At 71.6% G+C, this 25,605-nt stretch carries 23 protein-coding genes, 1 tRNA gene and 1 riboswitch; of the genes, 10 read left to right on the top strand and 14 right to left on the bottom strand.

Features of this window, described 5'->3' with window-relative positions; genetic code table 11:
• Window positions 1-48: 48 nt before the first annotated feature.
• The 3 genes from thrC to RB614_RS19150 all read right to left on the bottom strand — a co-directional run bounded on the left by thrC (window position 49) and on the right by RB614_RS19150 (window position 5,169).
• Window positions 49-1,350, bottom strand: coding sequence for a threonine synthase (gene thrC, locus RB614_RS19160; RefSeq protein WP_308713920.1), 1,302 nt, complete (start codon window positions 1,348-1,350; stop codon window positions 49-51).
• Window positions 1,351-1,359: 9 nt separating this feature from the next.
• Window positions 1,360-1,497, bottom strand: a riboswitch (SAM riboswitch).
• Between the two features lie 82 nt (window positions 1,498-1,579).
• On the bottom strand, window positions 1,580-2,449 hold the full coding sequence (locus RB614_RS19155) for an ABC transporter permease (protein WP_308713919.1): 870 nt from the start codon (window positions 2,447-2,449) through the stop codon (window positions 1,580-1,582).
• Window positions 2,446-5,169: an alpha/beta fold hydrolase gene (locus tag RB614_RS19150; protein WP_308713918.1), complete on the bottom strand. Its 2,724-nt coding sequence runs from the start codon at window positions 5,167-5,169 to the stop codon at window positions 2,446-2,448. The genes RB614_RS19155 and RB614_RS19150 overlap by 4 nt, the downstream gene beginning before the upstream one ends.
• A 211-nt stretch (window positions 5,170-5,380) precedes the next feature.
• On the opposite strand from RB614_RS19150, the gene RB614_RS19145 reads away from it, so the two are divergent.
• Complete coding sequence (locus RB614_RS19145) at window positions 5,381-7,558, top strand: AAA family ATPase (protein WP_428983062.1); 2,178 nt, start codon at window positions 5,381-5,383, stop codon at window positions 7,556-7,558.
• 13 nt (window positions 7,559-7,571) lie between these two features.
• Here RB614_RS19145 and RB614_RS19140 read toward each other — a convergent pair whose 3' ends face one another.
• Together RB614_RS19140 and RB614_RS19135 are read right to left on the bottom strand one after the other, a co-directional pair.
• Window positions 7,572-7,964: a type II toxin-antitoxin system VapC family toxin gene (locus RB614_RS19140; RefSeq protein ID WP_308713916.1), complete on the bottom strand. Its 393-nt coding sequence runs from the start codon at window positions 7,962-7,964 to the stop codon at window positions 7,572-7,574.
• A complete protein-coding gene (locus RB614_RS19135) occupies window positions 7,961-8,272 on the bottom strand; it encodes a type II toxin-antitoxin system Phd/YefM family antitoxin (RefSeq protein ID WP_308713915.1) in 312 nt (103 codons plus the stop codon). Before RB614_RS19135 ends, RB614_RS19140 begins: the two co-directional genes overlap by 4 nt.
• Window positions 8,273-8,430: 158 nt before the next feature.
• On the opposite strand from RB614_RS19135, the gene RB614_RS19130 reads away from it, so the two are divergent.
• Window positions 8,431-8,838, top strand: a complete 408-nt coding sequence (locus tag RB614_RS19130) for a YkvA family protein (RefSeq protein ID WP_308713914.1) — start codon at window positions 8,431-8,433, stop codon at window positions 8,836-8,838.
• Between the two features lie 23 nt (window positions 8,839-8,861).
• On the opposite strand, the gene RB614_RS19125 is transcribed toward RB614_RS19130, so the two are convergent.
• Window positions 8,862-10,076 carry a hypothetical protein gene (locus RB614_RS19125; RefSeq protein ID WP_308713913.1) on the bottom strand — a complete coding sequence of 405 codons (1,215 nt, stop codon included), beginning with the start codon at window positions 10,074-10,076 and terminating at the stop codon, window positions 8,862-8,864.
• A 155-nt stretch (window positions 10,077-10,231) separates the two neighbouring features.
• On the opposite strand from RB614_RS19125, the gene RB614_RS19120 reads away from it, so the two are divergent.
• Window positions 10,232-11,995 (top strand): potassium channel protein, encoded by a 1,764-nt coding sequence (locus tag RB614_RS19120; protein WP_308713912.1) that lies wholly within the window; start codon window positions 10,232-10,234, stop codon window positions 11,993-11,995.
• Here RB614_RS19120 and RB614_RS19115 read toward each other — a convergent pair whose 3' ends face one another.
• Entirely contained in the window at window positions 11,996-13,222 is a 1,227-nt protein-coding gene (locus tag RB614_RS19115) for a DUF4032 domain-containing protein (protein ID WP_308713911.1), read from the bottom strand.
• Between the two features lie 89 nt (window positions 13,223-13,311).
• Here RB614_RS19115 and RB614_RS19110 point away from each other — a divergent pair, with 89 nt between their 5' ends.
• Both RB614_RS19110 and RB614_RS19105 read left to right on the top strand, forming a co-directional pair.
• Window positions 13,312-14,616 carry a trypsin-like serine peptidase gene (locus RB614_RS19110; RefSeq protein WP_308713910.1) on the top strand — a complete coding sequence of 435 codons (1,305 nt, stop codon included), beginning with the start codon at window positions 13,312-13,314 and terminating at the stop codon, window positions 14,614-14,616.
• Window positions 14,617-14,626: 10 nt separating this feature from the next.
• Complete coding sequence (locus RB614_RS19105; RefSeq protein ID WP_308713909.1) at window positions 14,627-15,394, top strand: phosphatase PAP2 family protein; 768 nt, start codon at window positions 14,627-14,629, stop codon at window positions 15,392-15,394.
• Between the two features lie 49 nt (window positions 15,395-15,443).
• Here RB614_RS19105 and RB614_RS19100 read toward each other — a convergent pair whose 3' ends face one another.
• Genes RB614_RS19100 through RB614_RS19080 form a run of 5 tightly spaced genes read right to left on the bottom strand, consistent with a single transcriptional unit; the run spans window position 15,444 to window position 19,537 of the window.
• Window positions 15,444-15,878 carry a PIN-like domain-containing protein gene (locus tag RB614_RS19100; RefSeq protein ID WP_308713908.1) on the bottom strand — a complete coding sequence of 145 codons (435 nt, stop codon included), beginning with the start codon at window positions 15,876-15,878 and terminating at the stop codon, window positions 15,444-15,446.
• Window positions 15,879-15,880: 2 nt separating this feature from the next.
• Window positions 15,881-16,567 carry a DUF433 domain-containing protein gene (locus tag RB614_RS19095; protein WP_308713907.1) on the bottom strand — a complete coding sequence of 229 codons (687 nt, stop codon included), beginning with the start codon at window positions 16,565-16,567 and terminating at the stop codon, window positions 15,881-15,883.
• 50 nt (window positions 16,568-16,617) lie between these two features.
• Window positions 16,618-17,712: an N-acetylglucosamine-6-phosphate deacetylase gene (gene nagA, locus RB614_RS19090; RefSeq protein ID WP_308713906.1), complete on the bottom strand. Its 1,095-nt coding sequence runs from the start codon at window positions 17,710-17,712 to the stop codon at window positions 16,618-16,620.
• Window positions 17,709-18,620, bottom strand: coding sequence for an ROK family protein (locus RB614_RS19085; RefSeq protein WP_308713905.1), 912 nt, complete (start codon window positions 18,618-18,620; stop codon window positions 17,709-17,711). Before RB614_RS19085 ends, nagA begins: the two co-directional genes overlap by 4 nt.
• On the bottom strand, window positions 18,617-19,537 hold the full coding sequence (locus tag RB614_RS19080) for an SIS domain-containing protein (RefSeq protein ID WP_308713904.1): 921 nt from the start codon (window positions 19,535-19,537) through the stop codon (window positions 18,617-18,619). The genes RB614_RS19085 and RB614_RS19080 overlap by 4 nt, the downstream gene beginning before the upstream one ends.
• Before the next feature lie 152 nt (window positions 19,538-19,689).
• Here RB614_RS19080 and RB614_RS19075 point away from each other — a divergent pair, with 152 nt between their 5' ends.
• From RB614_RS19075 to RB614_RS19060, 4 genes are all read left to right on the top strand, one after another.
• A complete protein-coding gene (locus RB614_RS19075) occupies window positions 19,690-20,475 on the top strand; it encodes a DeoR/GlpR family DNA-binding transcription regulator (RefSeq protein ID WP_308713903.1) in 786 nt (261 codons plus the stop codon).
• A gap of 57 nt (window positions 20,476-20,532) precedes the next feature.
• On the top strand, window positions 20,533-21,504 hold the full coding sequence (locus tag RB614_RS19070) for an ATP-binding cassette domain-containing protein (RefSeq protein WP_308713902.1): 972 nt from the start codon (window positions 20,533-20,535) through the stop codon (window positions 21,502-21,504).
• A gap of 67 nt (window positions 21,505-21,571) precedes the next feature.
• Window positions 21,572-22,597: an ABC transporter permease subunit gene (locus tag RB614_RS19065; RefSeq protein ID WP_308713901.1), complete on the top strand. Its 1,026-nt coding sequence runs from the start codon at window positions 21,572-21,574 to the stop codon at window positions 22,595-22,597.
• Window positions 22,598-22,647: 50 nt separating this feature from the next.
• Window positions 22,648-23,037, top strand: a complete 390-nt coding sequence (locus RB614_RS19060) for a DUF3263 domain-containing protein (RefSeq protein ID WP_308713900.1) — start codon at window positions 22,648-22,650, stop codon at window positions 23,035-23,037.
• 22 nt (window positions 23,038-23,059) lie between these two features.
• Here RB614_RS19060 and RB614_RS19055 read toward each other — a convergent pair whose 3' ends face one another.
• A complete protein-coding gene (locus RB614_RS19055) occupies window positions 23,060-23,761 on the bottom strand; it encodes a DUF4352 domain-containing protein (protein ID WP_308713899.1) in 702 nt (233 codons plus the stop codon).
• Between the two features lie 319 nt (window positions 23,762-24,080).
• A tRNA-Thr gene (locus RB614_RS19050) sits at window positions 24,081-24,154 on the bottom strand.
• Between the two features lie 311 nt (window positions 24,155-24,465).
• Here RB614_RS19050 and RB614_RS19045 point away from each other — a divergent pair.
• Window positions 24,466-25,557: an ABC transporter ATP-binding protein gene (locus RB614_RS19045; protein WP_308713898.1), complete on the top strand. Its 1,092-nt coding sequence runs from the start codon at window positions 24,466-24,468 to the stop codon at window positions 25,555-25,557.
• Window positions 25,558-25,605 lie beyond the last annotated feature (48 nt).

The following is a 25,605-nucleotide window of genomic DNA, read 5'->3' as shown; positions in this document are numbered from 1 at the left end:
CCCGCTCGCAGTAACCGGGAATCGCCCAGGGCACCGGGAAGCGCGGGGTCAGGACCCGAGGAGACCGGCGTCGCGGGCGCCGCGGAGCGAGGGCTTGATCCGGTGCGTCGGGCCGACCTGCTCGGCGACCGCTTCGATGGTCTTCAGCCCTTCGCCGGTGTTGAACACGACCGTCTCGGCGTCCGGGTCGAGCTTGCCCGACTCGACGAGCTTCTTGAGCACGGCGACGGTCACCCCGCCGGCCGTCTCGGCGAACACCCCGGTCGTGGCGGCGAGCAGCTGGATCGCGTCGCGGATCTCGTCGTCCGTCGCGTAGTCCATCCACCCGCCGGAGCGGCGCACGGCCTCCAGCGCGTACAGCCCGGCGGCCGGGTCGCCGATGTTGAGCGACTTGGCGATGCCGGTCGGCTTGACCGGGATGATCTCGCTGACGCCGTTGTGCAGGGCGACCGCGATCGGGTTGCAGCCGGACGACTGGGCGCCGAAGACCCGCCACCCGTTGGCCGGCGCCTCGACCAGGCCGATCTCGACCAGCTCGCTGAACGCCTTGTCGACCTTCGTGAGCAGCTCGCCGCTCGCCATGGGGATGACGACCTGCTCGGGCAGGCGCCAGCCGAGCTGCTCGGCCACCTCGTACCCGAGGGTCTTGGAGCCCTCGGCGTAGAACGGCCGCACGTTTACGTTGACGAACGCGGTGTCTTCGAACTCGTCGGTCTCCACGAGCTCGCTGCAGAGCCGGTTGACGTCGTCGTACGACCCCTCGATCGCGACCAGCTCGCCGCCGTACACGGCCGTGGTGACGACCTTGCCCGGCTCGAGGTCACCGGGGATGAAGACGATCGACGGTACGCCGGCCCGGGCCGCGTGCGCGGCGACCGAGTTGGCCAGGTTGCCGGTGGAGGCGCAGGCGAAGCGGCTGAAGCCCAGCCCGCGCGCCGCGGTGAGGGCCACCGAGACCACCCGGTCCTTGAACGAGTGGGTCGGGTTGGCGCTGTCGTCCTTGACCCACAGCGGCCCGCGTACGCCGAGCTCCTCGGCCAGCCGGGGCGCGGCGACGAGCGGGGTGAGGCCGGGGTCGAGGGTCACCCGGCTCGCCGGGTCCTGCCCGGTGGGGAGCAGCGCCGCGTAGCGCCAGATGCTGTGCGGGCCCGCCTCGATCTGGGCCCTGGTCACCCGCGCGAGAGCAGCCTGGTCGTACGCCACCTCGAGCGGGCCGAAACACTCGTAACAGGCGTGCTGGGCGGCGAGCGGGTACTCCTTGCCGCAGCCGCGACAGACGAGCGCGCGTGCGGGGCTGGCCGGGGCCGGGGCGTCGGAGGTGGCGGTAGTGGCGTCGAGGGTCGACGGCATCGAGGCGTCCTCTCATCTTTCCCAGCGCCGCACCGTGCGGCGGGGACGGAATTGGCACCTGTCCCGCGAATGGCCTCGTCGTCGAGTCATGCGGGGTGGTTGCCGGGGCGTCGTCGGGCCGTATCCCTCAGCCCCTCTGGATGAGGTATTCAGTTGTGCGTACTCGCCACAGTGTACGGGGCGAAACCGCCTACCGCGCCTTTCCGGTGATCTGGTTCACCCTCTGCGATCAGGAGACCACGTCTTTGCGCGTGAAGCGCCAGAACGCGAGCGACCAGAAGAGCGTGGCGTACGCGACCGCCGAGATGCATCCCTTGACGATGTCGTCGGACTGCACGGGTGTCGACAGCAGCCCCAGCCACGCGTCGCTGTAGTGGGTGGGGAGGAAGGAGCGGATGCTCCCAAGTGCGGTGATCTGGTCCAGGATGCTGGAGAGGATGAAGAGGAGCACCGCGCCGCCGACCGCGCCGAGCGGGGCGTCGGTCAGCACCGAGAGCAGAAACGCCAGCCCCGCCACCACCAGCAGCCCCGCCGCGAGATAGCCGAGGACGCCGAGCAGCCGTAGCAGCCCCTCGCCGGCCGGGATCTCGGCGGCCACCGTGCTGCGCAGCGGCGACCAGCCGTACCGGAGCGTGCCGACGAGCAGGGCGGTGCCGGCGAGCAGGACCAGGGCGACGGCCGAGTACCCGAGCGCGACCACCAGCTTGACCGCGAGCAGCCGGGCCCGCGGCACCGGTACCGCCAGCAGGTAGCGCAGGCTGCCCCAGCTCGCCTCGCTGGCCACCGTGTCGCCGCAGAAGAGCGCCACCACGACGGTGAGCAGGAAGCCGGCCGAGACGAAGAGCGTAAACAGCGTGAAGTTGAGCCCGCCCGAGGTGGCCAGGTCGATCAGGCTGGCGAACTCCCCGCCGCCGTTGTCGTCGTCGCCCCCGCTGTCGAACTGGAACGCGATCAGCACGATCAGCGGCAGCAGCACCATGAAGCCGAGCGCGAGCTGGGTGCGCCGCCGGGTCGCCTGCCGCCGCCACTCCTGCCAGACCGAGAGCGTGCGGCCGGGCCGGTAGCCCGCCGCCGCGCCGATCGTCGCCGTCGAACTCATCGGTCCCCACTCCCCCGTGAGTTGTCGCCCACCAGGGCCAGGAACGCGTCTTCGAGCCGCCGCCGGGGCACCACCCGGTCGACGCCGACGCCGGCGCGGACGAGCTCGGCCACGACCTCGCTGCGCGCGGTGCCGTTGATGTCCACCACGAGCCCGTTGGTGCCGTCGCCGGCGACCGAGCGGACGCCGGCGAGCCGCTGGAGCACCGCCTCGGCGGCATCCACGTCGGAGACGTCCAGCCGTACCGTCGGCGAGTCACCGACGATCTCCTCGACCGGGCCGGACGCCACGATCTCGCCCTTGTTGACCACCACCGCGTGGGTACAGGTCTGCTCCACCTCGGCGAGCAGGTGGCTGGAGACGAGCACCGCCCGGCCGTCGGTGGCGTACCGCTTGAGCACCCGGCGCATCTCGGCGATCTGTGGCGGGTCGAGCCCGTCCGTCGGCTCGTCGAGCACCAGCAGCTCGGGCAGGCCAAGCATCGCCTGGGCGATCGCGAGGCGCTGCTTCATGCCGTGGCTGTACTTGCGGACCTTGCGGTGGATCGAGTCACCCAGGCCGGCGATCTCGACCGCGTCGTCCAGCCGCGCGTCCGCCGCCGGCCGGCCGGTCGCCCGCCAGTACGCCTTGAGGTTGTCGAGCCCGGACAGGTGCGGCAGGAAGCCCGGCCCCTCGACCAGCGCGCCGAGGCGGGAGAGCACCGGCGAGCCGGGTACGAGGCGGTGGCCGAAGACGTAGATCTCGCCGCCCGAGGGCTGGGTCAGCCCCATCAGCACCCGCAGGGTGGTCGTCTTACCCGCGCCGTTGGGGCCGAGCAACCCGACGACCTGACCCCGCGCCACCGTGAAGTCCACATTGGATACCGCCACGAAGCCGTCCGCGTACTCCTTGCGCAGCCGGCGAACGACGAGCGGCGTCTGCGCGTACTCCTCGTGGATTTTGGAATCGGTGCGGCGGTGGTGGCGCCGCACGACCAGGAGGACCACCACGAGCCCGAGCAGCACCGCGGCGACGAGCCCGGCGAGCACCCAGCGCCACAGCACCGCGGTCGTGGGGATGGGCTCGCCGGTGACCGTCGGGACGGTGATCCCGTCACCGCCGAGCGCGACCGTGTAGAGGGCCGGCTCCGCCGGCGTGGCGTACCCCTGGTCGGAGGTGGCCACGACGACCCGCAGCCGGTGGCCGGCCTCGATCCGCCGCACGATCGCCGGCAGCGTCACGGTGACCGCCCGCGCCTGGGCCGGGTCGGCCGGCAGCCCGGTCAGCCGCACCGGCGCGACGATGCCGCCGGGGAGCGTGGCCGCGCCGCCCTCGTCCACGTCGTAGAGCTTGACGAAAAGCACGGCCTCGCCGGTCGGCGAGGCGGCTCGGATCGAGACGGTGGGCGCGCCGGCGATGTCGACCGCGGCGGCGAGCGGCTCGGACTGGAAGATCGCGTGCTGGCCGGGCAGGTCGCCGATCAGCCCGCCCACCTCGGAGGCCGCGCTCGCCAGGCCGCCCCCGCCGGGCAGGGTGGAGATCGCGGCCGGGTTGCCGCCGGGCGGGTTGGCGATCGGCTGCGGCGGGCCGGCCAGCGCCACCCGCTCGGTGGCCGTGCCGGAGAGGCCGGGGTAGTCGTCGACCGAGTAGCCGTTGGTCACCAGGCCGCGGTCCATCGCGTCGAACCCGGCGACGCGTGACCAGGTGAAGCTGTTGGCCGGCGCCTCACCCTCGCCCTTGACGTAGTAGTCGAGCCACTGCGCGGTCAGGAACCGCACCCGGTCGCGGTCCGAGCGCGGGCCCTCGCCGCCATCGTGGCCACCGGTGTACCAGGCGACGCGTACCGGCGTGCCGTTGGCGGCGATGCCGCGCGCGTTGGCATCCGCCTCGGAGAGCGGGAAGAGCGTGTCCGTCTCGCCCTGTACGAGCAGGGTGGGCGCCTTGATCCGGTCGAGCACGGTGGACGGGCTGGAGCGGCGCAGCAGGTCGACGGCCTCCGGGGTGGCCCGGCCGGTGGTGGCGGTCCGCTGGTACATCTCGCAGACGTCCCGCGCGAAGCGGCCACAGGCGGGATCGGCCCCTATGCCGGCGCTGCCGCCGAAGAAAAGCCCCGCCCAGCCCTTCTTGAACACGCCGTCGACCGGGTCGGCGCCGGTCGACTCGGGGAGGAAGGAGCGGGACAGGTCGTTCCACGTGATCATGGGCACGATCGCGTCGACCCGCTGGTCCTGGGCGGCGAGCAGGAGCGCTAGGCCGCCGCCGTACGAGCCGCCGACCACGCCCACCTTCGGGTCGCCGTCGGCGTCCTTGCCGACCTCGGGGCGGGCGGCGAGCCAGTCGAGGAGGCGCTGCGCGTCCCGTACCTCGTAGTCGGGGCTGTCGAGGTGGATCTCGCCGCCGCTGCGCCCGAAGCCGCGCGCCGTGTACGCCAGGACGGCGTAGCCGAGCCCGGCCAGGTCTTCCGCGTCGGCGCGCACGCTCTGCTTCGTACCGCCGAAGCCGTGCGCGAGCAGCACCGCCGGCACCGGCCCGCTCCGGTCGGTGGGCAGGTAGAGCGTCGTGTCCAGGTCGACCGGCTCGTCGCCGCCCGGGCCGGAGCGGACGCTGACCACCTGCTCCTCGGTCGTGTACGCCGCCGACTCCGGCCAGGCCAGCCACAGCACGGCGGCGGCGAGCAGGGCGGACGCGACCGCCGCCGCGGGCAGGGCACGACGCACGCGCGCGGACCGGATCGCTGGCATGACGCAAACGGTACGGCGCGCGGCACTCGCATCGCTGAGAAGCCTCTCAGAATGCGGCGCCGGGCCGGTGAGGTCCGGCCGGAGGAGCGCAGCGACGAGAACGGTCCGATCCGGCATCCGGGGCCGGGCGCGAGTGGAGCGAGCGCGGACCGGCAGGGTCCCGGGCTACTCTCGGCGGGTGGCCGAACGCGATCTCACGCTGACCGCCAGCATGCGTCCGGCGGCACTCGACGCCCGCCGCGGCGTGGTGCGGCTCCATCCCGAGGTGCTGACCGCGCTCGACCTCAACCCCGGCGACCCGGTGCGGCTGACCGGCCGGCGCGCCACCGCCGGCATCGCGGCCCGCGCCGAGCCCGGTGCCAGCCGCGCCCTGCTTTACGCCGACGACCTCATCCTCGGCAACCTCGGCGTCCGCGACGGCGGCCAGATCACCGTGGCGCCCGCGCCGGTCGTCGGCGCCCGCCAGGTCACGCTGGCCGGGCCGGTCGAGATCGTCGCGGCCGTCTCCCCCGAGATGCTTCGCCTCGCGCTGCTCGGCAAGGTGGTCACCGCCGGTGACAACGTCTCGCTCCTACCCCAGGACGTGGTGACCGAGACCGGCGTCCGCGCGCTCATCCAGGCCGCGCGGCTCAGCCTCGCCAACACCGTCGGGTACGCGTGGACGAGCACCCTCCTCACGGTCACCGCTCTGGAACCGGCGGGTTCCGCACTGGTCACGATGGACACGGTGGTCGCCTGGGAGGGTGGGCAGGCCACCCACGAGCCCGGGTCGGTGACCGTGCAGGCACCCGCCGCCGTCGTCGAGGAGCCGCCCTCGGTCGACGACCTGCCCGGCCTGCGCACCCAGGCGCAGGAGCTGACCGAGCTGCTCGACCTCGGCTTCCACCACCGCGAGGTGCTCACCAAGCTCGGCACCACCGTCGCGCTCGGCGTGCTCGTCACCGGTCCGGCCGGCTCGGGCAAGTCGGCGCTGGTACGCGCGGTCGCGGCCGCGGTCGGCGCGACCGTCACCACCGTATGGGCGCCCGAGGTGGCCGCGCTCACCAACAACGACGCGGCGGCTCGCCTCCGCTCGGCGGCGGCCGGCCTGCGCTCGGGCGGCCCCGCCGTGCTTCTCGTCTCCGATGTGGAGGCGCTCGCCCCGCGTGACCAGCCCGGTCCACTGTCGACGGTCTTTCGCCAGTTGATCGCCGAGCTGGTCCGCGCCGGCGCCGCCGTCGTCTGCACGACAAGCCGCCCCGAATCGGTCGACCCCACGCTGCGCGGCCCGGACCTGCTGGCGGTGCAGCTGGCGGTGGCCCTCCCCGACGCCGCGATGCGCCGCGAGCAGCTGGCCGTGCTCACCCGCGGCATGCCCCTGGCCGAAGACGTGCGGCTGGACGACGTAGCCGGCCGTACCCCGGGCTTCGTCGCCGCCGACCTGGCCGCGCTGGCCCGCGAGGCCGGCGTACGGGCGGCGCTGCGCATCCGCTCCTCCGGCGCGCCGGACAGTGCCCCGCCGACGGTCTCGATGGCCGACTTCGAGGCCGCGCTGGAGGTCGTCCGCCCCACCTCGATGGCACAGTCCACACTGGAGCTGGCCGCCGTCACGCTCGACGACGTCGGCGACATGGTCGAGGTCAAGCAGGTGCTGACCGAGTCCGTGCTCTGGCCGCTGACGTACCCCGACACGTTCGCCCGGCTGGGCGTGCAGCCGCCCCGCGGCGTACTGCTCTACGGCCCGCCCGGCTGCGGCAAGACCTACCTGGTCAAGGCGATCGCGGGCACCGGCAAGGCCAACGTGCTCTCGGTCAAGGGTGCCGAGCTGCTCTCAAAGTGGGTCGGCGACAGCGAGCGCGCCGTCCGTGAACTCTTCCGCCGGGCCCGCGAGGCCGCCCCGACGCTCGTCTTCCTGGACGAGGTGGACGCGCTCGCCCCGATACGCGGCCAGGCCACGGACGGCGGCACCACCGACCGCGTGGTCGCCGCGCTCCTCACCGAGCTCGACGGCGTCGAAGAGCTGCGCAACGTGGTCGTGGTGGGCGCCACCAACCGCCCCGACCTGGTCGACGCCGCGCTGCTGCGCCCCGGCCGCCTGGAACGCCTGGTCTACGTCCCCCCGCCGGACGCCGAGGCGCGCGGCGAGATCCTGCGCGCGTCGTCCCGCACCGTCCCCCTCGCCGACGACGTCGACCTGCAGGCGCTGGCGGCGTCGCTCGACGGCTTCTCCGCCGCCGACTGCGCGGCGCTGATCCGCGAGGCCGCGCTGGCCGCGATGCGCGAGTCGCTGGAGGCCTCCTCGGTGACGGCGGCTCACGTGACGACCGCGCGGGAACGCGTGCGCCCGTCGCTCGACCCGGGCCAGGTCGCCTGGCTCGAGACGTACGCCGAGCAACAGGCCGCCCGCTGACCGAGGCCCCCGGTCAAGCGGGGATGGTGACCGGGAGGCCCTCGACCGTCGCGGCGTCGGCCTGGCGTTTGTCGTACGTCACGAAGGCGTGCAGGCCCGGCTCGATCGCCTTGGCCGTCGCCAGGTGCAGGGCGTCGAGGGTGCGGACCAGCGGGCCCCCGATCGTGGCGGCGCTCGTGACGATGTCGCTGGCCAGCGGCACCGTCATGACCCTCTGGGTGAGGGCCATGACGCGGCCGACCTGGTCGGGATGGTGGCGGGTGGCGGCGCGGACCAGCTCGGGATAGAGCAACGCCGACGAGACCAGCGGAACGTCGATGCGCTCCGCGAGGAAGGTCGTCAGCGCCAGCGACTCCGGCTCGGTGTGGATGAGCTTGGCCGCGGCCGACGTGTCGAGATAGATCACCGCTCGATGTCCCGCTCCGCGATGACCGCGTCGGCGAGGCTGGTGCCGGTGCTCTCGGCGAGCGGGAGCAGATCGAGCACGGTGCCCGGAACGGCCTGCGGGACCAGCCGGCCCTCGGCGATCCAACGGTCGATCGTCGGGTTGCCGGTCACGGTAGGTGGGGGTGGAGTGAGGAAAGCGATGACCTTGCCGCGCTCGGTGATGGGAAGCACCTGGCCCTCCTTGACTCGTCGCAGCACAGAGGTGGTCTGTTGGTTTAGCTCGGTGACGGTCACGGCGTCACCGGCGGGCAGTGGCGATGCAGGCACGGGAGAAATCTTAGTAGAAATCTAGTAGATCCGGAAGCGGTCTCGTCACAGTCATCGCGTCCTCCTCGTCTTGTGCGCCGGAAAGCTACGACTTACGGCAGCCGAAAGCCAGAGGTTGCCGGGAAATTGGGGTCAAGAAAGTTCGCTAGCCTGTGATCGTGCGGAGCTGGCTGCTCGGGCTCGCTGTCGCGGCCGGGTGTCTCCTCGCCAGCTGGGCGTTGCTCGTGCTGCTGGCCCGGCGGCTGCCGCCTGGGGTCCTGCGTGACCTGGCCGCCTTCGTCCCGGACTGTGTGACCACCGTGCGGCGGCTGCGCAAGGACCCGCGCGTGCCGCGCCGGGCCAGGGTGGCGATCGTCGTGGCGGGGCTCTGGGTGGCCAGCCCGATCGACCTGATCCCGGAGTTTCTGCCGGTCATCGGCCCGCTCGACGACATCGTCGTGGTCGCGCTCGCCCTCCGGTACGCGGGTCGCCAGGTGCCGCGGGAGGTCCTCCTCGCCGCCTGGCCGGGCGAGCCACGGCTGCTGGAGCGCCTACTCGGAAAAGCGGAGGGGCGCGGATCGGATTGACCCGCGCCCCTCGGAGGGAACGCTCAGAACGGCAGGTACGCCAGACCGGGCGCGCCCGCCAGGCTGCCGTTGGTGGGCAGCACGCGGGTGACGTTGCCGACGTCACCGACCAGCGGGAGCCCGACCTGGGCGCCCTCGGCGAAATCGGCGTCCTCGCCGGCCACCGGACGCTCGTTCGTGCTGTGCCGCCGGTGCGACGGCGCCTTGGCGTCCGCGTCGTCCGCGGCGGGGGCCGGCAGCGTCGTGGCGGGTGCGCCGGCGCCGGGCAGCCCCAGGTCACGCAGCGAGCTCAGGATCGGCAGGTCGTTCGTCGGGTTGTCCGCGGCGCCGGGGACACCCTTGAGGTTCAGGTCGCCCAGCAGCGGAAGCGTGGCGACCGGCGGCAGGGCCTCCGGCTCGCCGAACTCGAAGGAGCGGGTGAACAGCTCCGGGTTCTGCGCGGTCATGGCGTCGCCGATCAGGGCGGGTACCAGGTCCTGCGCCTGCGAGCGGGTGGAGCGGGTGACCCCGTTGGTGTTGCCGCGCACCGCCTTGCCGGTGTCCACGGTCGGGATCGCGCCGGCCGGCACCAGGCCGAGCGAGGCGGGGACGGCCGCACCGGCGCGGGAAGTGTCCACGTCGGACGTCGCGGGCACCAGGTCGTCCATCTTGCCGGCGTTCGCGCTCATCCCGTTGGCACCGTTGAGCAGCGTGTCGGTGGTGCCGCCCAGGCCGAGCGAGTCGACCGCGCGGGTCGCGCCCACGGTGTCGGTGAACGTACCGGCGACCGGCAGGTCCGAGATCAGGCTCGGCTTACCGGCGTGCGCCTCGCCATCCGCGCCGAGCGAACGGCCGAGCGAGTCGCGAGCGACCCCGCGGTCCAGCGAACCGTGTCCCAGCGCGCGGTCGAGTGAACCGTGGCCCAGCGCGTCGCTGCTGACCGAGGCGGTGGGCGACGACGGCGCCGAGCCCACGAAGCCGAGGTCGCGGGTCGGGGCGACGTCGCCGACGAGCGAGTCGAGCCGCCCACCCAGCACCAGGTCCGAGCTGGCACCCTTGCCGTTCGAGCCGAGGTTGACCTGCGAGAAGTCCTTACCCCCGAGCGGGGTGAAGAAGCCGTCGAGCAGGCCCTGCAGCTGCTGCGGGTCGCTGGGCGGGGTGGCGTCGACATCCTCGGCCTGCGCCGCGCCGCCGCCGAGCAGCAGGAAGCCGCCAGCGATGCCGACCGTCCCCACCGCGCGATAGAACCACTTGTTCATGTCCATCCATTCAGTGCTTACCGGTAGCACCGAGCAATTGGTGCTAAGTACGCTAAAACCTCCAACGAGCCGCAGGCTAAACGGTTCCTGGCAGGACGCAGTTTCATGATCGCCAGGGCTGCGGCGGGGTGAACGGTCTGGCTACCATCCCGGTCATGTCGCTAGATCCGTGGCGCAACCGGGCCCGGCGTGCGGTGGTATCCCGCCTGCGGGAAGGGCTTCGGACCAACGGCGACGCGCCCCACTACGTCATCTGTGGCAACGACCCACTGGCCTACCGGGTCGTCACCGAGCTGACGCAGTCGTACGAGGCGCGGATCACCGTCATCGTGCCCAGCCGCCGCCGCACCGACGGGCCGGACATCGCCGACATCAAGGGCATCCACCTGATCCGCTCCGACCGGCTCGACGAAGACACGTTCCGGCGTGCGGGCCTGGCCGGGGCGGACGGGCTCGCACTCCTGCACCAGAACGACGTGGGCAACATCCACGCCGCCCTCTGCGCGCAGGAGGTCGAGCCCCGGGTGCGCCTGGTGATCCGGATGTTCACCCCGCGGCTGGCCGAGGGGGTCAAGCGCCTCTTCGCCGACTGCGAGGTGATGTCCGACTCGGCGATGGCGGCACCCGCCTTCGTGGCCGCCGCGCTGGGCGAGCCGGCGCCGACCGACTTCCACCACGCTGGGCGCAACTTCTACGTGGCCCGGCGATCGGAGGTGCGGCCGGACAGCATCGTCTGCGGGCTCGCCGACACCCGCGAGCGCAACAACCCGCGCGTACTGCCGGCCGACCAGAGCCGGGCCGACCTGGTGCTCGCCGAGGTGCGCGGCCAGCAGGCCGGCACGATCATCGCGGCCCGCCGGATCATCCAGAAGCGGCGGCGGCGCCGGCCGTTCGCGGTGCTCTTCCGGGGGTTGCGGTGGTTCGTCAGCCGCAAGCTGGGCATCGCCACGATCGCGGTACTGCTGGTGTCGACGACCTTCGGGGCGCTGCTGGCCCGGTCGCAGGGGCTGTCACCGTGGCAGGCGCTCTACTCCACGCTGCTCACCACGATCACCGGGTCCGATGTGGACCTCAACGAGTCGCTCGGCGTACAGCTGATCCAGATCGTGCTGACGCTGGCCGGGCTCGCGCTGGTGCCGCTGATCACGGCCGTCGTGGTCGACGCGATCGTCAACGCCCGCCTCGCGCTCAACGCCGGCCGCCTGCGGATGCCCCGGGAAAACCACGTTGTCGTCGTCGGCGTCGGCAACGTCGGCACCCGGATCATCCGCCAGCTGTACGAGCTCGGCATCGAGGTCGTGGCGATCGACAAGGACCCGGCCGCCCGCGGCGCTCCGGTCGCGCGGCAGCTCAACATCCCGCTGATCATCGGGGACGCCTCGCAGGAGACGGTGCTCCGCGCCGCCTCGGTCGGCACCTGCCAGGCGCTGGTCGTGGTCTCGACCGACGACGTGAGCAACCTCCAGGCCGCGCTCAACGGCCGCTCGATCCGCCTCGACGTACGCGTGGTGATGCGCCTTTTCGACGGCGACCTGGCCTACCGGATCCAGCGGGCGTTCAACATCGGCACCTCGCGGAGCGTGTCGTACCTGGCCGCGCCGGCGTTCGTGGCCGCGCTGATGAACCGCGACGTGATCGCCACCATCCCGGTCGACCGCCACGTGCTGCTCGTCTCCGAGGTGGTGGTCGCGCGCGGCTCGCTCCTCGACGGCGCTACGGTCGCGGACGCCAGCCGGGCCGGCGAGGTACGGGTCATCGCGCTCGCCAAGTTCGGCGAGCCACGCCCGATCTGGACGCCGCCGGAGGCGTACCGGGTGGGCGGCGGTGATCGCCTCACCGTCGTCGCCCGCCGCTCCGGCCTGGGCTGGCTGCTCAAACGCACGGAGGAGCAGCCGGAGCCCTCACCGGACGCTCCCTGATCAGAGCGACGGCATCAGCTCGACACCGAGTACCGCCTGCTCGTCGGGGCGGTGCACCAGGACGTCGGCGAGGAACGACTGCACGGCCGGCGCGAGGCCCACATCGCGGCCGGCCTCCTCGGAGAGCCGCCACCGGTGCTCGATGATCTGCACGAAGAGCTCCGACGGCTCCAGCTTGCGCCGCAGGTGGGTGGGGACCGCGCGGACCACCGGCTCGAACACCTCGGTCAGCCAGCGGTGCGCCGCCTGCTGCTCGTCGGAGAGGTCGCTCTCCGCCCGGTACGTGTCGAGGTCGTTGAGCAGCCGGCGGGCCTGGTTTTCCTCCGCGTCCAGGCCGGTCAGGCGGAGCAGCCGGCGGGTGTGGTAGCCGGCGTCCACGACCTTCGGCCGGACCCGGTAGCCGCCGTCGCCGTCCACCAGCGACATCGCCACCTCGGCCACGTCGAAGCCGAGCTCGTTGAGGCGGCGGATGCGCCCCTCGATGTCGTGCCGGTCCTCCCGCTTGATCTCCTGCTCGTACGTGATCTCGTGCCACAGCCGGTCGTACCGCTCGACGACCTCCTCGGCCACCACCTCGGGGTCGATCGACTCGTGCAGCAGCCCCGCGGCCTGCAGGTCGAGCGCCTCGCCGAAGATGTTGACCCGGGCGATCTCCAGGTCTTCGCCGCGCTGCCCCTTGGAGAGCGAGGGGCGCAGCGCACCGGTCTCGGCGTCCACCAGGTACGCGGCGAACGCGCCCGCGTCGCGCCGGAAGAGCGTGTTGGAGAGCGAGCAGTCGCCCCAGAAGAAGCCGGTGAGGTGCATCCGCACGATCAGCGCGGCCAGCGCGTCGAGCAGCCGGTTCATCGTCTCCGGCCGGAGGGTGTGGGAAAAGAGCGCCCGGTACGGCAGCGAGAACTGGAGGTGCCGGGTGATCAGCACCGGGTCGAGCGGCTCACCGTCCGGCGCCGCCCGGTCGGCCACGATCGCCACCGCCTGTACCGCCGGGAAGTCGATCCGCTCCAGGGCGCGCAGCAGGTCGTACTCCCGCTCGGCTACCCGCTCGCCGGTCTCCTTCACCGCGTAGACGGTGCCGGCGAGCTTGACGAATCGCACCACGTGCCGCGAGATGCCCTGGGGAAGCGCCACCAGGTGGTCGGCAGGCCACTCCTCCAGCGGCGTCGACCAAGGAAGGTCGAGCAGCGCCGGGTCTACGAGGGCCGATGTGATCCGCACGCACACAAGCATGACGGGTTGGCGTGCGCGTCGCCGCTAACCGTGGCTCGTTACACAGAGTCGGAACGGATTGTCACGGAATGTGTCTGTGAGGTAGTGCCATGCGGCGAACTGTGGCGCTGGCGGTGGGGGCCTGCACGGTCGTCGCGCTCGCGGGGGTGGCCGGTGCGACGGCGTACGCGCGTACCGGAGAAGAGCCGGCACCGGCCGCGGTGAGCGCGCGCACGGTCGATCGCGCGGAGGTCGGCCCGGCCGGCGCGGCTGGCGCGCCCGGCAAGGCCGCGCCGCCCCGGAAGGCGGCGGACACCCCCCGGACCGAGGAACGCGCCGACCGGAGCCGCAGGCTCGTCGGGCGCGAGCAGATCGGCTCCGTCGAGCAGGTCGACAAGGTCATCGGGTACCTGGACGGCCAGCGGAAGATGACCCTCCGGTACCCGGGCGCCGCCTACGTGAAGCCGCACTTCAGCCGCGTCCTGCTGCTGCCCGGCGACTACCTGACCATCTCCGACCCGAGCGGCGCCGAGGTGCACCGGGTCGAGTCCGGCCTGCTCCCCGGCCCCGGCCGGTGGGGCATGTCGATCTCCGGCGACACCGCCGTGGTCGAGCTCCACTCGCTCCGCCCCGACCTGCTCGGCCTGGAGTCGACGATCGCCAACCTGGGCGTCGGCGTGGACAAGGTGGCCCACGGCTTCAGCGCGGACGAGCGGGCCCGGCAGCCGCGAAACACGCCGGAGAGCGTCTGCGGCGGCGACCAGAAGGCGGACGCGGTCTGCTACAAGTCGAAGGACCCGGTGGCGTACGAGCGCTCCAAGGCCGTCGCCCGCCTGCTCATCAACGGCAACGAGCTGTGCACCGCGTGGCGGGTCGGCCCCAACAACCGGATGATGACCAACAACCACTGCATCGTGACCTCGGCGGACGCCTACGAGACCGAGGTGTGGTTCAACTACCAGTGCGCCGAGTGCGAGGGGCACGCGGTCTTCCGGTCCACGAAGGTCTGGGGCGACAAGGTGCTCAGCACCGACGAAGAACTGGACTACACGCTCTTCACGGTCGAGGACTTCGATCAGGTGGAGAAGTTCGGCTACCTGGAGTTCGACGTGCGGCGGCCGGCGAAGGGCGAGGAGCTCTACATCCCGCAGCACCCCGGCGGCGACCCCACCGAGATCGCCATGACCAGCGACGAGGACGCCAACGGCAACTGCGCGGTCGACGACCCCAGCTACACCGGGTACGCCGCCGCGTCCGACATTTCGTACTACTGCGACACCGAGGGCGGCTCGTCCGGCTCGCCGGTCATCTCCAAGCGCACGGACAAGGTGCTCGCGCTGCACCACTTCGGCGGCTGCCCCAACTCCGGCGTCCGCATCGACCTGATCTACAACAAGATCAAGTCTCGACTGTAGCTTGGGGGTCGTGCAGGAGACTCGCGCCCAGGAGACCACCTCGAAGGCGGGCCGGCGCCGCCTCGGGCACGTGTGGCCGGCCGGTTGGTGGTTCGACGGCCTGCTGCTGGTCGGGTTCGCCGCCCTGACCGCCGCGCTCGCGGCCGGGTGGCTCCTCGACCTCGACCAGGCGGTCGCCGACTGGGTCTCCGGCCACCAGTGGGACCCGGCCTACTGGATCACCCGCACGCTCAACTTCCTGGGCAGCGGCAGCCCGCTCACCATCATCTGCGCCCTCATCGCGATCTGGCTGGGCGTACGGCGCCGGTCGGCGTGGCCGTTCGCACTGGTGGTGGCGGCGTTTCTGGCCACGGGCTTCGCCATCATGCCGCTCAAGCTCTGGACCGACCGCGCCGCGCCCCGCTCGACCCTCCCCGACGCGGTCGAGATCTTCAACCACCTGCCGGCGGGCGAGTACAGCCTCTCCTACCCCTCCGGCCACCTGGTCAACACGATCGTCTGGTACGGCGTACTCGCGCTGCTGCTGGCTCCGTGGCTCGGCCGCACGGCGCGCCACTGGCTCCGCATCGCCCCGCCGACGATCGTCTTCTGCACGACCGTCTACCTGAACTTCCACTGGGTCACCGACTCGGTGGCCGGCCTGCTGCTCGGGCTACTGCTCGACCGCCTGCTCACCCGCGTACCCTGGCCGGCCCTCCCCCGCCCCGGCACGTCCGTACGGGCTTCATGCTCGCGCGGCGCCGGCGACTCGGCAAGCTCGCCGGCAAGTCGGGCGTAGGTCGTCGTCTGGACCCGGCGCAGCCCGGCAAGGATTTTCGAAACAGGGCCTAGGATCCGAGGTCGACTCGCCGCAGCCTCGTACGAGAGGCGACGTATATGTAGGGACCGGGCTGCTGCAGGAGATCGACCAACTGGCGCCAGCGGCACATGACTATCTCGAGCTGATCAAAGGTGCCGTGGGCCTGCGAGGTGTCGAGAGCCACCATCTTGGCGCCATGATCTCGCACCTCTGCCAGCTCCCGCGTGTGCGCCTGAATCTGGCCGTCACGCGTGAGAATCAGCCACCCGCGCGACGCGACTGGACCGATCCATTCGACATCCTTAACCGCTGGTGATTCGATCGGGCAAGGCGGCCGTTGCCGCTTCCGGATCGTTGCTCCCGGATCACCGGGGTATGTGACGTCGTCGCGAAGGCCGGCAAGGACGCGCGCCAGTCCCAAGATGTCTGCGTCGATGTAGAAACGGACCTCGGCAGGACGCATGACTACGCGGTGCGCGAGTTCTTCGCCCGCTCGGCGTTCTCATAAGCGAGCGCCCATCGAACGTCGGCCACCGTCAAGCTGTACAAGGCTGCTAGGTCTTCGACGTCTTCGCCGGCGTCCTCTTGCTCCCAGATCGCCGCTGTGCTGATGCCCTTGACCGCCGGCCGACCGAATCGGACATCGGGGCGGATTCGCACCGTGGAGCCTTCTTCCGCGATCGGTAGCCATCCAGCCGCCTGGTCGCCCTCCCAGTCGACGCGGTCGAAGAAGTTCTGGGACGGCGGGGTCAGCACCAACTGCCCGCTGATCGCGGCGACCAGGTGAAACTCCGGATCCAGGCCTGAGGAGACCTGCGCCTTCAGCACGAGGTCCTTGTTGACCACGTATGGACGGCGGTCGGCCAACGGATACGGCACACCGAGGTCTTCGCGCATCCGGTCGATGAAGGCACGAAGCTCCGCCATCGGCACCTTGTGGTGGCGACGGTACTGCCGGAGCAACCCAGCCTCCACGAACTCAGCCCAGGTCACGGTGCGCTTACCGGTGGGCTCTGTCCGTAGGACCGGCTTGTATGCCTTGCGCCGGGATGTCCCGCCCTCAAGCCAATAGTGCAAGGTCCCCTGGGCCACATTCAGCAGGCGGGCGGCTTCAGCCTCCGTGTACATCTCGCGTTCAAGGACGGTCACCACCTCGCCAGTGTCGCATTGCCGGGAGGCGGAAACGGTCCCACAACCACCTGCTAGAGCCAGGAGCCGGCGCGCATCACGCTTTCCACCCGCAGATCCTCGGTCAGTACCACCAGGTTGGCGTGTAGACCCGGAGCCAGGGCGCCTACCTCGCCGGCGAGGCCGATCGCCCGTGCGGGTGTCGTCGCCGCCATGCGGACGGCGTCCACCATGGCGACGCCGGCGTGTACGGCCTGGCGCAGTCCCGCGTCCATCGTCAGCGTGCTGCCGGCGATCGCGCCGTCGCGGGCCAGCCGGGCCGCGCGGTCGGCGACGACGACGGCCTGGCCACCCAGCTCGTACTCGCCGTCGGGCATGCCGGCCGCGGCCATCGCGTCGGTGATGAGGGCGGCGCGGTCGGGGCCGGTGACCTGCGCCGCGAACGCCAGCGTGCCGTCGTGCAGGTGGATGCCGTCCGGGATCAGCTCGCACACCACGGAGTCGGCGCCGAGCAGCGCGAAGACCGGGCCGGGCTCGCGGTGGTGGGGTGGGCGCATGCCGTTGAAGACGTGGGTGCCGACCGTGGCCCCGGCCTCGATCCCGGCGAGCGTCTGCTCGTACGTGGCGTCGGTGTGCCCCAGCGCGGCCACCACACCGTGCGACACCAGCAGCTTGACGGCCTCCAGCGCGCCCGGCCGCTCGGGGGCGATGGTGACCATCCGGACCGCACCGCCACCCAGCTCGACCAGCGCCTCGAGCTCCTCGACGGAGGGGTCGCGCAGGTACGCCGGGTTTTGCGCACCGCACCGCAACTGCGACAGGTACGGCCCCTCGTAGTGGATTCCGGCCAGCACCCCCTCGGCCACCAGCGGGGCGAAGGCGGCGGTGGCGTCGCGCATCAGCTCGTACGGCGAGCTGACCAGGCTGGCCAGCAGCGTGGTCGTGCCGTGCCGCAGGTGGAACGCGGCGGCCTCGCGGGCGTCCGCCGCGTCACCGGTCGTAAAGGTGTGCCCACCGCCGCCGTGCGTGTGCATGTCGACGAACCCGGGCACCACCCACCGGCCGCTCGCCGGCGTGCCGGTGCCGACCGTGACGATGGTGTCGCCGGCCACCTCCACGTACCCGTCGACCACGCCGGTCGGCGTCACCACCCGGCCTTCGACCCTCATGCCCGGCCGTCCAGGGCGAGCAGGGCGGCGCCGACGCAGCCGGCCTCGTCACCGAGGGCGGCGCGCACCAGGACCGGTTCGCGCTGGAAGCGGAGCCGTTCGCGGATCGCCAGCCGCAGCGGTTCGAGCAGCGCGTCCCCGGCCTCGGCCAGGCCACCACCGAGCACCATCGCCTCCGTGTCGTAGAGCGTCTGTGCGGTTACCAGCCCGTCCGCCAGTACCTCGATCGTCTCGGTCCAGACCTGGCTGGCGACGGGGTCGCCGGCGGCCGCGCGGGCGACGACCTCCGCGGCCGTCGCCTCGCTTCCGGCCAGGGCGGCGTAGCGGCGGCTCACCCCCGCCGCGGAGGCCTCGGCCTCCAGACACCCGCGGGCACCGCAACCGCACGGGGTACCGCCGGGGCGTACCACGATGTGCCCGAGCTCGCCAGCGGCGCCGTGCGCGCCCGCGAAGCCCTGCCCGTCGACCACGTGCGCGGCCGCGATGCCGGTGCCGATCGCGACGAAGAGCACGTGCCGGAAGTCGCGCCCGGACCCCAGCCTGGCCTCGGCCAGGCCACCCGCACGCACGTCGTGGCCGAGCGCCGCGGGGAGTCCGAGCCGCGCCGACACAAGATCACGCAGGGGTACGCCGCGGAAGCCCACATTCGCCGACCAGGCCGCGACGCCCGCCGTCTCGTCCACGACACCGGGCACGGTCACGCCGACGGCGACCGGGGTGAGGCCGTCGGCGCGCGCCTTGCCGGCCAGGCTCGCGGCCAGGTCGAGGATGGTCTCCACGACGGCGTCCGGACCCCGGGCGGCGCCGGTGGCGTGGCGCTCGGTGCGCAGCACCTCGCCGGCCGCGGAGACCAGCGCGCACTTGATGGCCGTGCCGCCCACGTCGAGCGCCACCACCGCCTCGTTCATGCCAGCACGACCGATCTGGTCAGGTGGCGGGGCGCGTCCGGGTCGAGGCCGCGGCTGGCGGCGATCGCCACCGCGAAGCGCTGGGCGAGGATGAGGTCGGCCATCGGGTCGAGCGGCTTGCGTCCGCCGCCCCACCGGCCCAGCGCCGAGTAGCCGCCGCCGAGGCTGCCGTGCACGAACGACGCGCCGGTCGCCGCCACGTCTTCAGCCAGCCCTTCCGGCACGTCGCCGAACGCCCAGACCACCCGGCCGACCGCCGCGATCGAGATGGGGCCGTGGCGGTAGTCCATGGCCGGGTACGCCTCGGCCCAGAGCGTGGCCGCCTCGCGACACTTCAGCGCCGCCTCCTGGGCGAGGCCGACGGTCCAGCCCCGCCCCAGGAAGGTGGCCTGCTCGGTCGTCGTCGGGTCGACCGGGAGTGGTGCGCGCACGGCCACCTCGGCGTCGACCGCGATCGGCCCGAGGTCTTCGCCCAGGTGGGCGCGGAGCAGGGCGAGCACGCTGGTGGCGAAGCGGGTCTGCACCACCGAACGCTCGTCCGCGAACGGGAGCAGCACCGCGTCGCTCGCCAGGTGCACGGCGGGCGCGGCCGGGTCACCCACGATCGCGGTCGTGGGCGTGTCGATGGCGCCGAGGAGGTCGATCACCTCAGTGGTGGTACCCGAACGGGTGATCGCTACCACCCGGTCGTAGCGCCGGGTGGTGAGAAACTCGGAGGCCTGGAACGCGTCGGTCTCGCCGTGGCCGGCGCGCTCGCGCAGCGCCGCGTACGCCATCGCCATGAACCACGACGTGCCGCAACCGACGACGGCGACCCGCTCCCCCGGACGTGGCAGCCCTCCCGATCGGCCGGCGAGGTCGGCCGCTTGGCGCCAGCAGTCGGGCTGGCTGGCTATCTCCCCGTCAACGTAAGCCATGACTCTCCTGCGCGTAACGGTTCGGACTGGCCGGCTTTCGAGCGTCATTGTGCGCGGTCCGGCCGCTTGGTGGCAACCGCGCGCAACTTCGCGCAGCGGCCTGTTTTGCGTGCCAGTGTTTCGCGCACTATTGTGCACGCAACGGAGGCTACGTGGATCGCTATGCACGCTGGAATTCCCTGCTCGAGCTCCTGACCGAGACCGGGCGGGTCAGCGTGGAAGAGGCCGCCACCCGCCTGGACGTCTCGCAGGCCACGATCCGGCGCGACTTCGACCAGCTCGCCCAGCAGCAGATGATTACGCGCACGCGCGGTGGCGCGGTGGCCAACGGCGTGTCGTACGACCTGCCCCTGCGGTACAAGACCGCGAAGCACTCGGCCGAAAAGCAGCGGATCGGCGCCGCCGCCGCCTCGCTGGTGTCGCCGGGCATGGTGGTCGGGCTCAACGGCGGCACCACGATGACCGAGGTGGCCCGCGCGCTGGCGGTCCGCCCCGACCTCAACAGCGGCAACGACGGCGCCCAGCTCACCGTCGTGACCAACGCGCTGAACATCGCGAACGAGCTGCTCGTCCGTTCCCGGATGAAGATCGTGGTGGCCGGCGGGGTGGTGCGGCCGCAGTCGTACGAGCTGGTGGGTCCGCTCGGCGGGGCGCTGCTGCGCGAGGTCACGCTCGACGTGGCGCTGCTCGGCGTCGACGCGATCGACGTGCAGCTCGGCGCCGCGGCACACCACGAGGGCGAGGCCTCGATGAACAACCTGATGGTCGCGCGGGCGAAGCGGGTGGTCATCATCGCGGACTCGTCCAAGCTGGGCGGGCACGCGTTCGCGCGGATCTGCCCGATCGAGCGGATCGAGATGCTGGTGACCGACTCGGGCGCGCCGCCGGAGATCGTGGCGGCGTTCGAAGCGATCGGGGTGCGGGTCATCTCCGCCTAATTCAGGTCAGGATCGACGGGGCAGCGGACCATTGTGCATACCCAGTATGTTGTCGGCGTGACAGCGGTACTGGAGATCGAAGGTCTGCGAAAGACCTACCGAAGCCGCCGAAAGGGTGCCCGGCGGGCGCTCGACGGCTTCGACATGGTGGTGGAGGCCGGCCAGGTGCACGGCTTCCTCGGGCCGAACGGGTCCGGCAAGACCACGACGTTGCGTACGTTGCTGGGCCTGATCCGCCCCAACGGCGGCCGGATGGCGATCCTCGGGGAGGAGGTGCCGGCCCGGCTGCCGGCGGTCGCCGGCCAGGTCGGGGCCATCGTGGAGAGTCCGCAGTTCTTCCCGCACTTCTCGGCGCAGGACACGCTCTCGCTCCTGGCCGACGCCGGCGAGGTGCCGCAGGCGCGGGTGACCGAGGTGCTGGAGCTGGTGGGGCTGCGCGACCGGGCCAAAGAGCGGGTCAAGACGTACTCGCTTGGCATGAAGCAGCGCCTCGCGGTGGCGTCGGCGCTGCTCAAGAGCCCGCAGCTGCTGATCCTCGACGAGCCGGCCAACGGTCTCGACCCGGGCGGCATCCGGGAGATGCGCGACCTGATGCGGCAGCTCTCCGCCTCCGGCATGACGGTGGTGCTCTCCAGCCACATCCTCGGCGAGGTGCAGCAGATCTGCGACTCGGTCACGATCATCTCGCTGGGCCGGCGAGTGGCCTCCGGTCCGGTCGCCGAGGTGCTCGCCCAGCACTCCGGCGGCGGGGTCGTGGTGCGGCTGGAGTCCGCCGCCGACCTCCCGAAGGCGGCGCAGGTGTTGGTCGCGGCCGGCGCGCGGGTCGACCTCAAGCCCGACCACCTGCTCGTCACCGGCGTCGAAAAGCCCGCCTGGGTCACCCGTACGCTGGCCGGCCACGACCTCTACGTGAGCGAGCTCGCCCCGGTCACCGTCGACCTCGAGAGCGTGTTCCTGGAGCTGACCGGCACCGCACCGGTGACCGGGCAGCACCGCCAGGTCGACCAGTCCGTGGAGGTGCCGGCATGAGCGAGCGAATCATCAAACGCAGCGGGCTTGGAGCCTCGTGCCCGCCCGCAGCGAAGCGAGGACGGGCATGAGCGGGCTGATCCGCGCGGAGGTACGCCGGCTCGCCAAGCGCCGCGTCACCCGCCTGATGGTGATCCTGCTGGTACTGGGGCTCGGCGCGATCGGCGTCGCGTTCACGGTCGCCAGCCAGAAGGTCGGGCCGGCCCAGGTCGCCGCCGCCGAGGCGGAGGCACAGCGGCAGTACGAGGAGGCGCTGCGCTGGCACCAGCAGATGGTGGCCGACTGCGAGGCGGCCAAGGCGCGCGGCGAGGACATCACCCAGCGCTTCCCACCCGACTGCGGCAACGAGCCCGGGTACGCGCCGCAGCGCGAGCAGTTCGACGCCACGTGGAACCTGCCGTACGAGTTCCACTTCCGCGACCAGTTCGGCGTCTTCATCTCGGTGTTCGCGGGGATCGTGGCGCTGTTCGGCTTCATCGTCGGTGCGTCCTACGTGGGCGCCGAGTGGCACAGCGGCGGCATGATGAACCTCCTGCTCTGGCGCCCCCGCCGGCTCTCGGTGCTCTTCACGAAGCTGGGCGTGCTGCTCGGCGGGGTACTCGCGGTCACGGTGGTGCTGGGTGCACTGTGGACCGTCGGCTTCTGGCTGATCGGCACGTTCGACGGCCAGACCGGCGAGATGACGCAGGGAGCGTGGGAGTCGTTCGCGCTCAGTGGCGCGCGCGGTGCCGGCCTGGTGCTCGCGGTCACCGCGGTCGCGTTCGGCCTGGCGTCGGTCGGCCGCCACACGGCGATGGCGCTGGGCGTGGCGATCGGCGTGGGCGTGGTCAGCGAGATCGGCATGCGGATCGCGCTGGCCATCGCGCAGGTCCGCTTCGCCGAGCGCTGGGTACTGTCCACGTACGCGCTGGCCTGGTTTGAGAAGCGGTGGGAGCTGCAGGACTGGCGAGCCTGCAACATCAGCTTCAGCGGCCAGTGCGAGCCGGATACGTTCGTCATCACCTGGCAGCAGTCCGCCCTGGTCTTCGGCCTGGGGACGGCGGTGGTACTGGCCGCGGCGATCTGGCTGATGCGCAGCCGGGACATCACGTGAGATAGTCTCTTAGCACTTCCGTGCTAATCGATATCTTCGCGAGGCGCCTCATGAAGCACCCCGCCGCAGACGCTCGTGAGCTCGACGCCGAGGCATCCCCCACTGTGGAGGACGACCTCGACGTCGAGCCCGACGCCGACCTGGATTCGGACGCCACACTCGACGTCGAGGTCGAGGACCGCCCCGCCGCGACGGCCGTCGAGGAGCCGCCGGCCCTCTCCGAGCGGGAGCGGCAGATCCTGGCCTTCGAGGGCAAGTGGTGGAAGCACGCCGGGGCCAAGGAGCAGGCGATCCGCGACGAGTTCGACCTCTCCGCGACCCGCTACTACCAGCTCCTCAACGGCCTGCTCGACAACCCGGCGGCGCTCGCCCACGACCCCGTCCTGATCGGTCGCCTGCGCCGCATCCGCTCGACCCGCGCCCGCACCCGCCGCCGCTGACCGCCCCGGCCGGCCGGCCGGCTTACAGCTTGACCACCGCGTCTTCCGCGAGGGTGAAGAGTCCGGCGTCAAACATGATGGTGGTCAGCTTCGCACCCTTGGGGATGTCGAAGTAGACGAAGGCGCGCACCTGGTTGCCCGGGTTGATCTCGTCCAGAAACCCTTCGCCGTCCTTGTTTCCGTAGATGTTGGCCTCGCCGTCCGCGTCGAACTCCCGGCCGGCCGTGTCCTTGGCGGTCACCGTGCCGTCGGCGTGGAAGTAGTGGGCCTTCTTGGTGACGTTCTTGGCGGAGACGTCGACCCGGCAGAAGGTGCCCTGCGCCTTGCGGTTGAGGAACTCGTTGCCGACCTGGGCGATACCGCACTTGAAGCCGTGCACGACGAACTCGAAGTCGCCACCGCGGACCGTCTGGCCCACCCGGTATGTCTTCGGTCCCTCCTCGGGCTTCGTCTCCTGCTTGTCCTCCGCAGCGGCGGCCGCCCGCTCGGACGGCGCAGCCCCTTCGGCGGGCTGCTCGTTCGAGCTGTCGGCGGTGTTGGTGGTCTCGGGATTGCCGGCGACCGCGGCGATGACGCCGCCGCCCAGGCACAGCACCACGAAGCCCCCGACGACGATCCCGATGATCAGGCCGACGTTGCTCTTCTTCTTCGACGGCGGCATGGCGTGGCCGACCTGGTACGGCTGCTGCGGGCCATGGCCAGCCGGCGCGTTCGGGTATGACACGGTGATCTCTCCAATGCAGGGTCTTCGGCAGGGTCGAATTGGATAGACGGCGGCCGGCCAGACCCTGCCGGAGGCCGGCCGCCGTGCCTTGGGGAAGGCGGTCACGCTAACGACGCCGTCGTGCGAGGCGCTGTCGGATTCAGGTCACCGCGGCCGTTCGTACGGGTGGATTCGAGCGCTCTCGACGCTTCGCCTCGGACACACGTCAAGGCATTCCGGGACCGCGGCGCGAAACCGGCGGCGCCGGGTGGTCGGAGCACGGCGCGGCCCGCCTCCCGTGGAGGCTCAGCGGCATACGCGCAGATAGGGTGTTGGGTTGAGCCCCCGGTCGGATTCGAACCGACGACCACTCGCTTACAAGGCGAGTGCTCTGGCCAGCTGAGCTACAGGGGCGTGTCGACGCCAGCATAACGACCGACGGGCATGCCTGGTGATCCGCGTTTGGGCAGCGTACGCGGCGTGTTGAAAGGCCCCCGCTGGGTAAGCATGCGACGTCGGCGCCGTTCGTGCCCCGGTGACCGAATGATCCGTTCCAGCGAGGGCGCGGAACCGCTCCCACCTTGGCAGGCAGGCGGAAACCGTTTACCGTTGCGTGACACGGGCGACACCCTGGTGCGCGCCCGTTGACCGGTGCGAAGTGTGCCGGTCGCTCTTTCACTCGGATCGTCCGGCACGTTCCTGCCGGTGAAAGGAAGCGCTTCACCATGGCTACGGTCACGTACTCCAAGGCGACCCGGATCTACCCGGGCACCGAGCGTCCCGCGGTCGACCACCTGGACCTGGAGATCGGCGACGGGGAGTTCCTCGTCCTGGTCGGCCCGTCCGGCTGCGGAAAGTCCACCAGCCTGCGGATGCTCGCCGGCTTGGAGGACGTCGACGAGGGCTCGATCCACATCGACAGTCGCGACGTCACCCACCTGCCGCCCAAGGCCCGCGACATCGCGATGGTCTTCCAAAACTACGCCCTCTACCCGCACATGACGGTGTACGAGAACATGGCGTTCGCCCTCAAGCTCCGCAAGACCCCCAAGTCGGAGATCGACCGGCGGGTCAAGGAGGCGGCCGCGCTGCTCCAGCTGGAGGAGTACCTCAGCCGCAAGCCGAAGGCGCTCTCCGGTGGCCAGCGCCAGCGCGTCGCGATGGGCCGCGCGATCGTGCGTGAGCCGCAGGTCTTCCTCATGGACGAGCCGCTGTCCAACCTGGACGCCAAGCTCCGCGTGCAGACCCGTACGCAGATCGCGACCCTCCAGGCCAAGCTCGGCATCACCACCGTCTACGTGACCCACGACCAGATCGAGGCCATGACGATGGGCCACCGCGTGGCGGTCCTCCTCGACGGCGTGCTGCAGCAGGTGGACACCCCGCGCGCCCTGTACGACAGCCCGGGCAACGTCTTCGTGGCCGGCTTCATCGGCTCGCCGGCGATGAACATCAAGACCGTGCCGCTCACCGAGCAGGGTGCCGTCTTCGCCCAGATGATCGTGCCGCTGAGCCGCGAGCAGGTGGCGGCCGCCCAGGCCAACGGCGGCAACGGCAAGATCACGGTCGGCTTCCGCCCGGAGGACTGTGACCTGGTCAGCCCGACCGAGGGCGGCCTGCCCGTCGTCGTCGAGCTGGTCGAAGACCTCGGCTCCGACGCCAACGTGTACGGCCACGCGGCCCTCGACGGTGGTTCCGAGCGCTTCGTCGTCCGCACCGACCGCCGCCACATGCCCAACATGGGTGACACGGTCTTCGTCAAGCCGCGCACCGGCCAAAACCACGCGTTCCACGCGGTGACCGGCCAGCGCCTCTGACGCGCGCAGCCAGGCAATCGAGGGGGGGGGGCCGGGGGGGCCGCCCCC

The sequence above is a fragment of the Phytohabitans maris genome (assembly GCF_031085175.1).
GTDB lineage: Bacteria > Actinomycetota > Actinomycetes > Mycobacteriales > Micromonosporaceae > Phytohabitans > Phytohabitans maris.
This window is presented reverse-complemented; position numbering and strand designations above follow the sequence as displayed.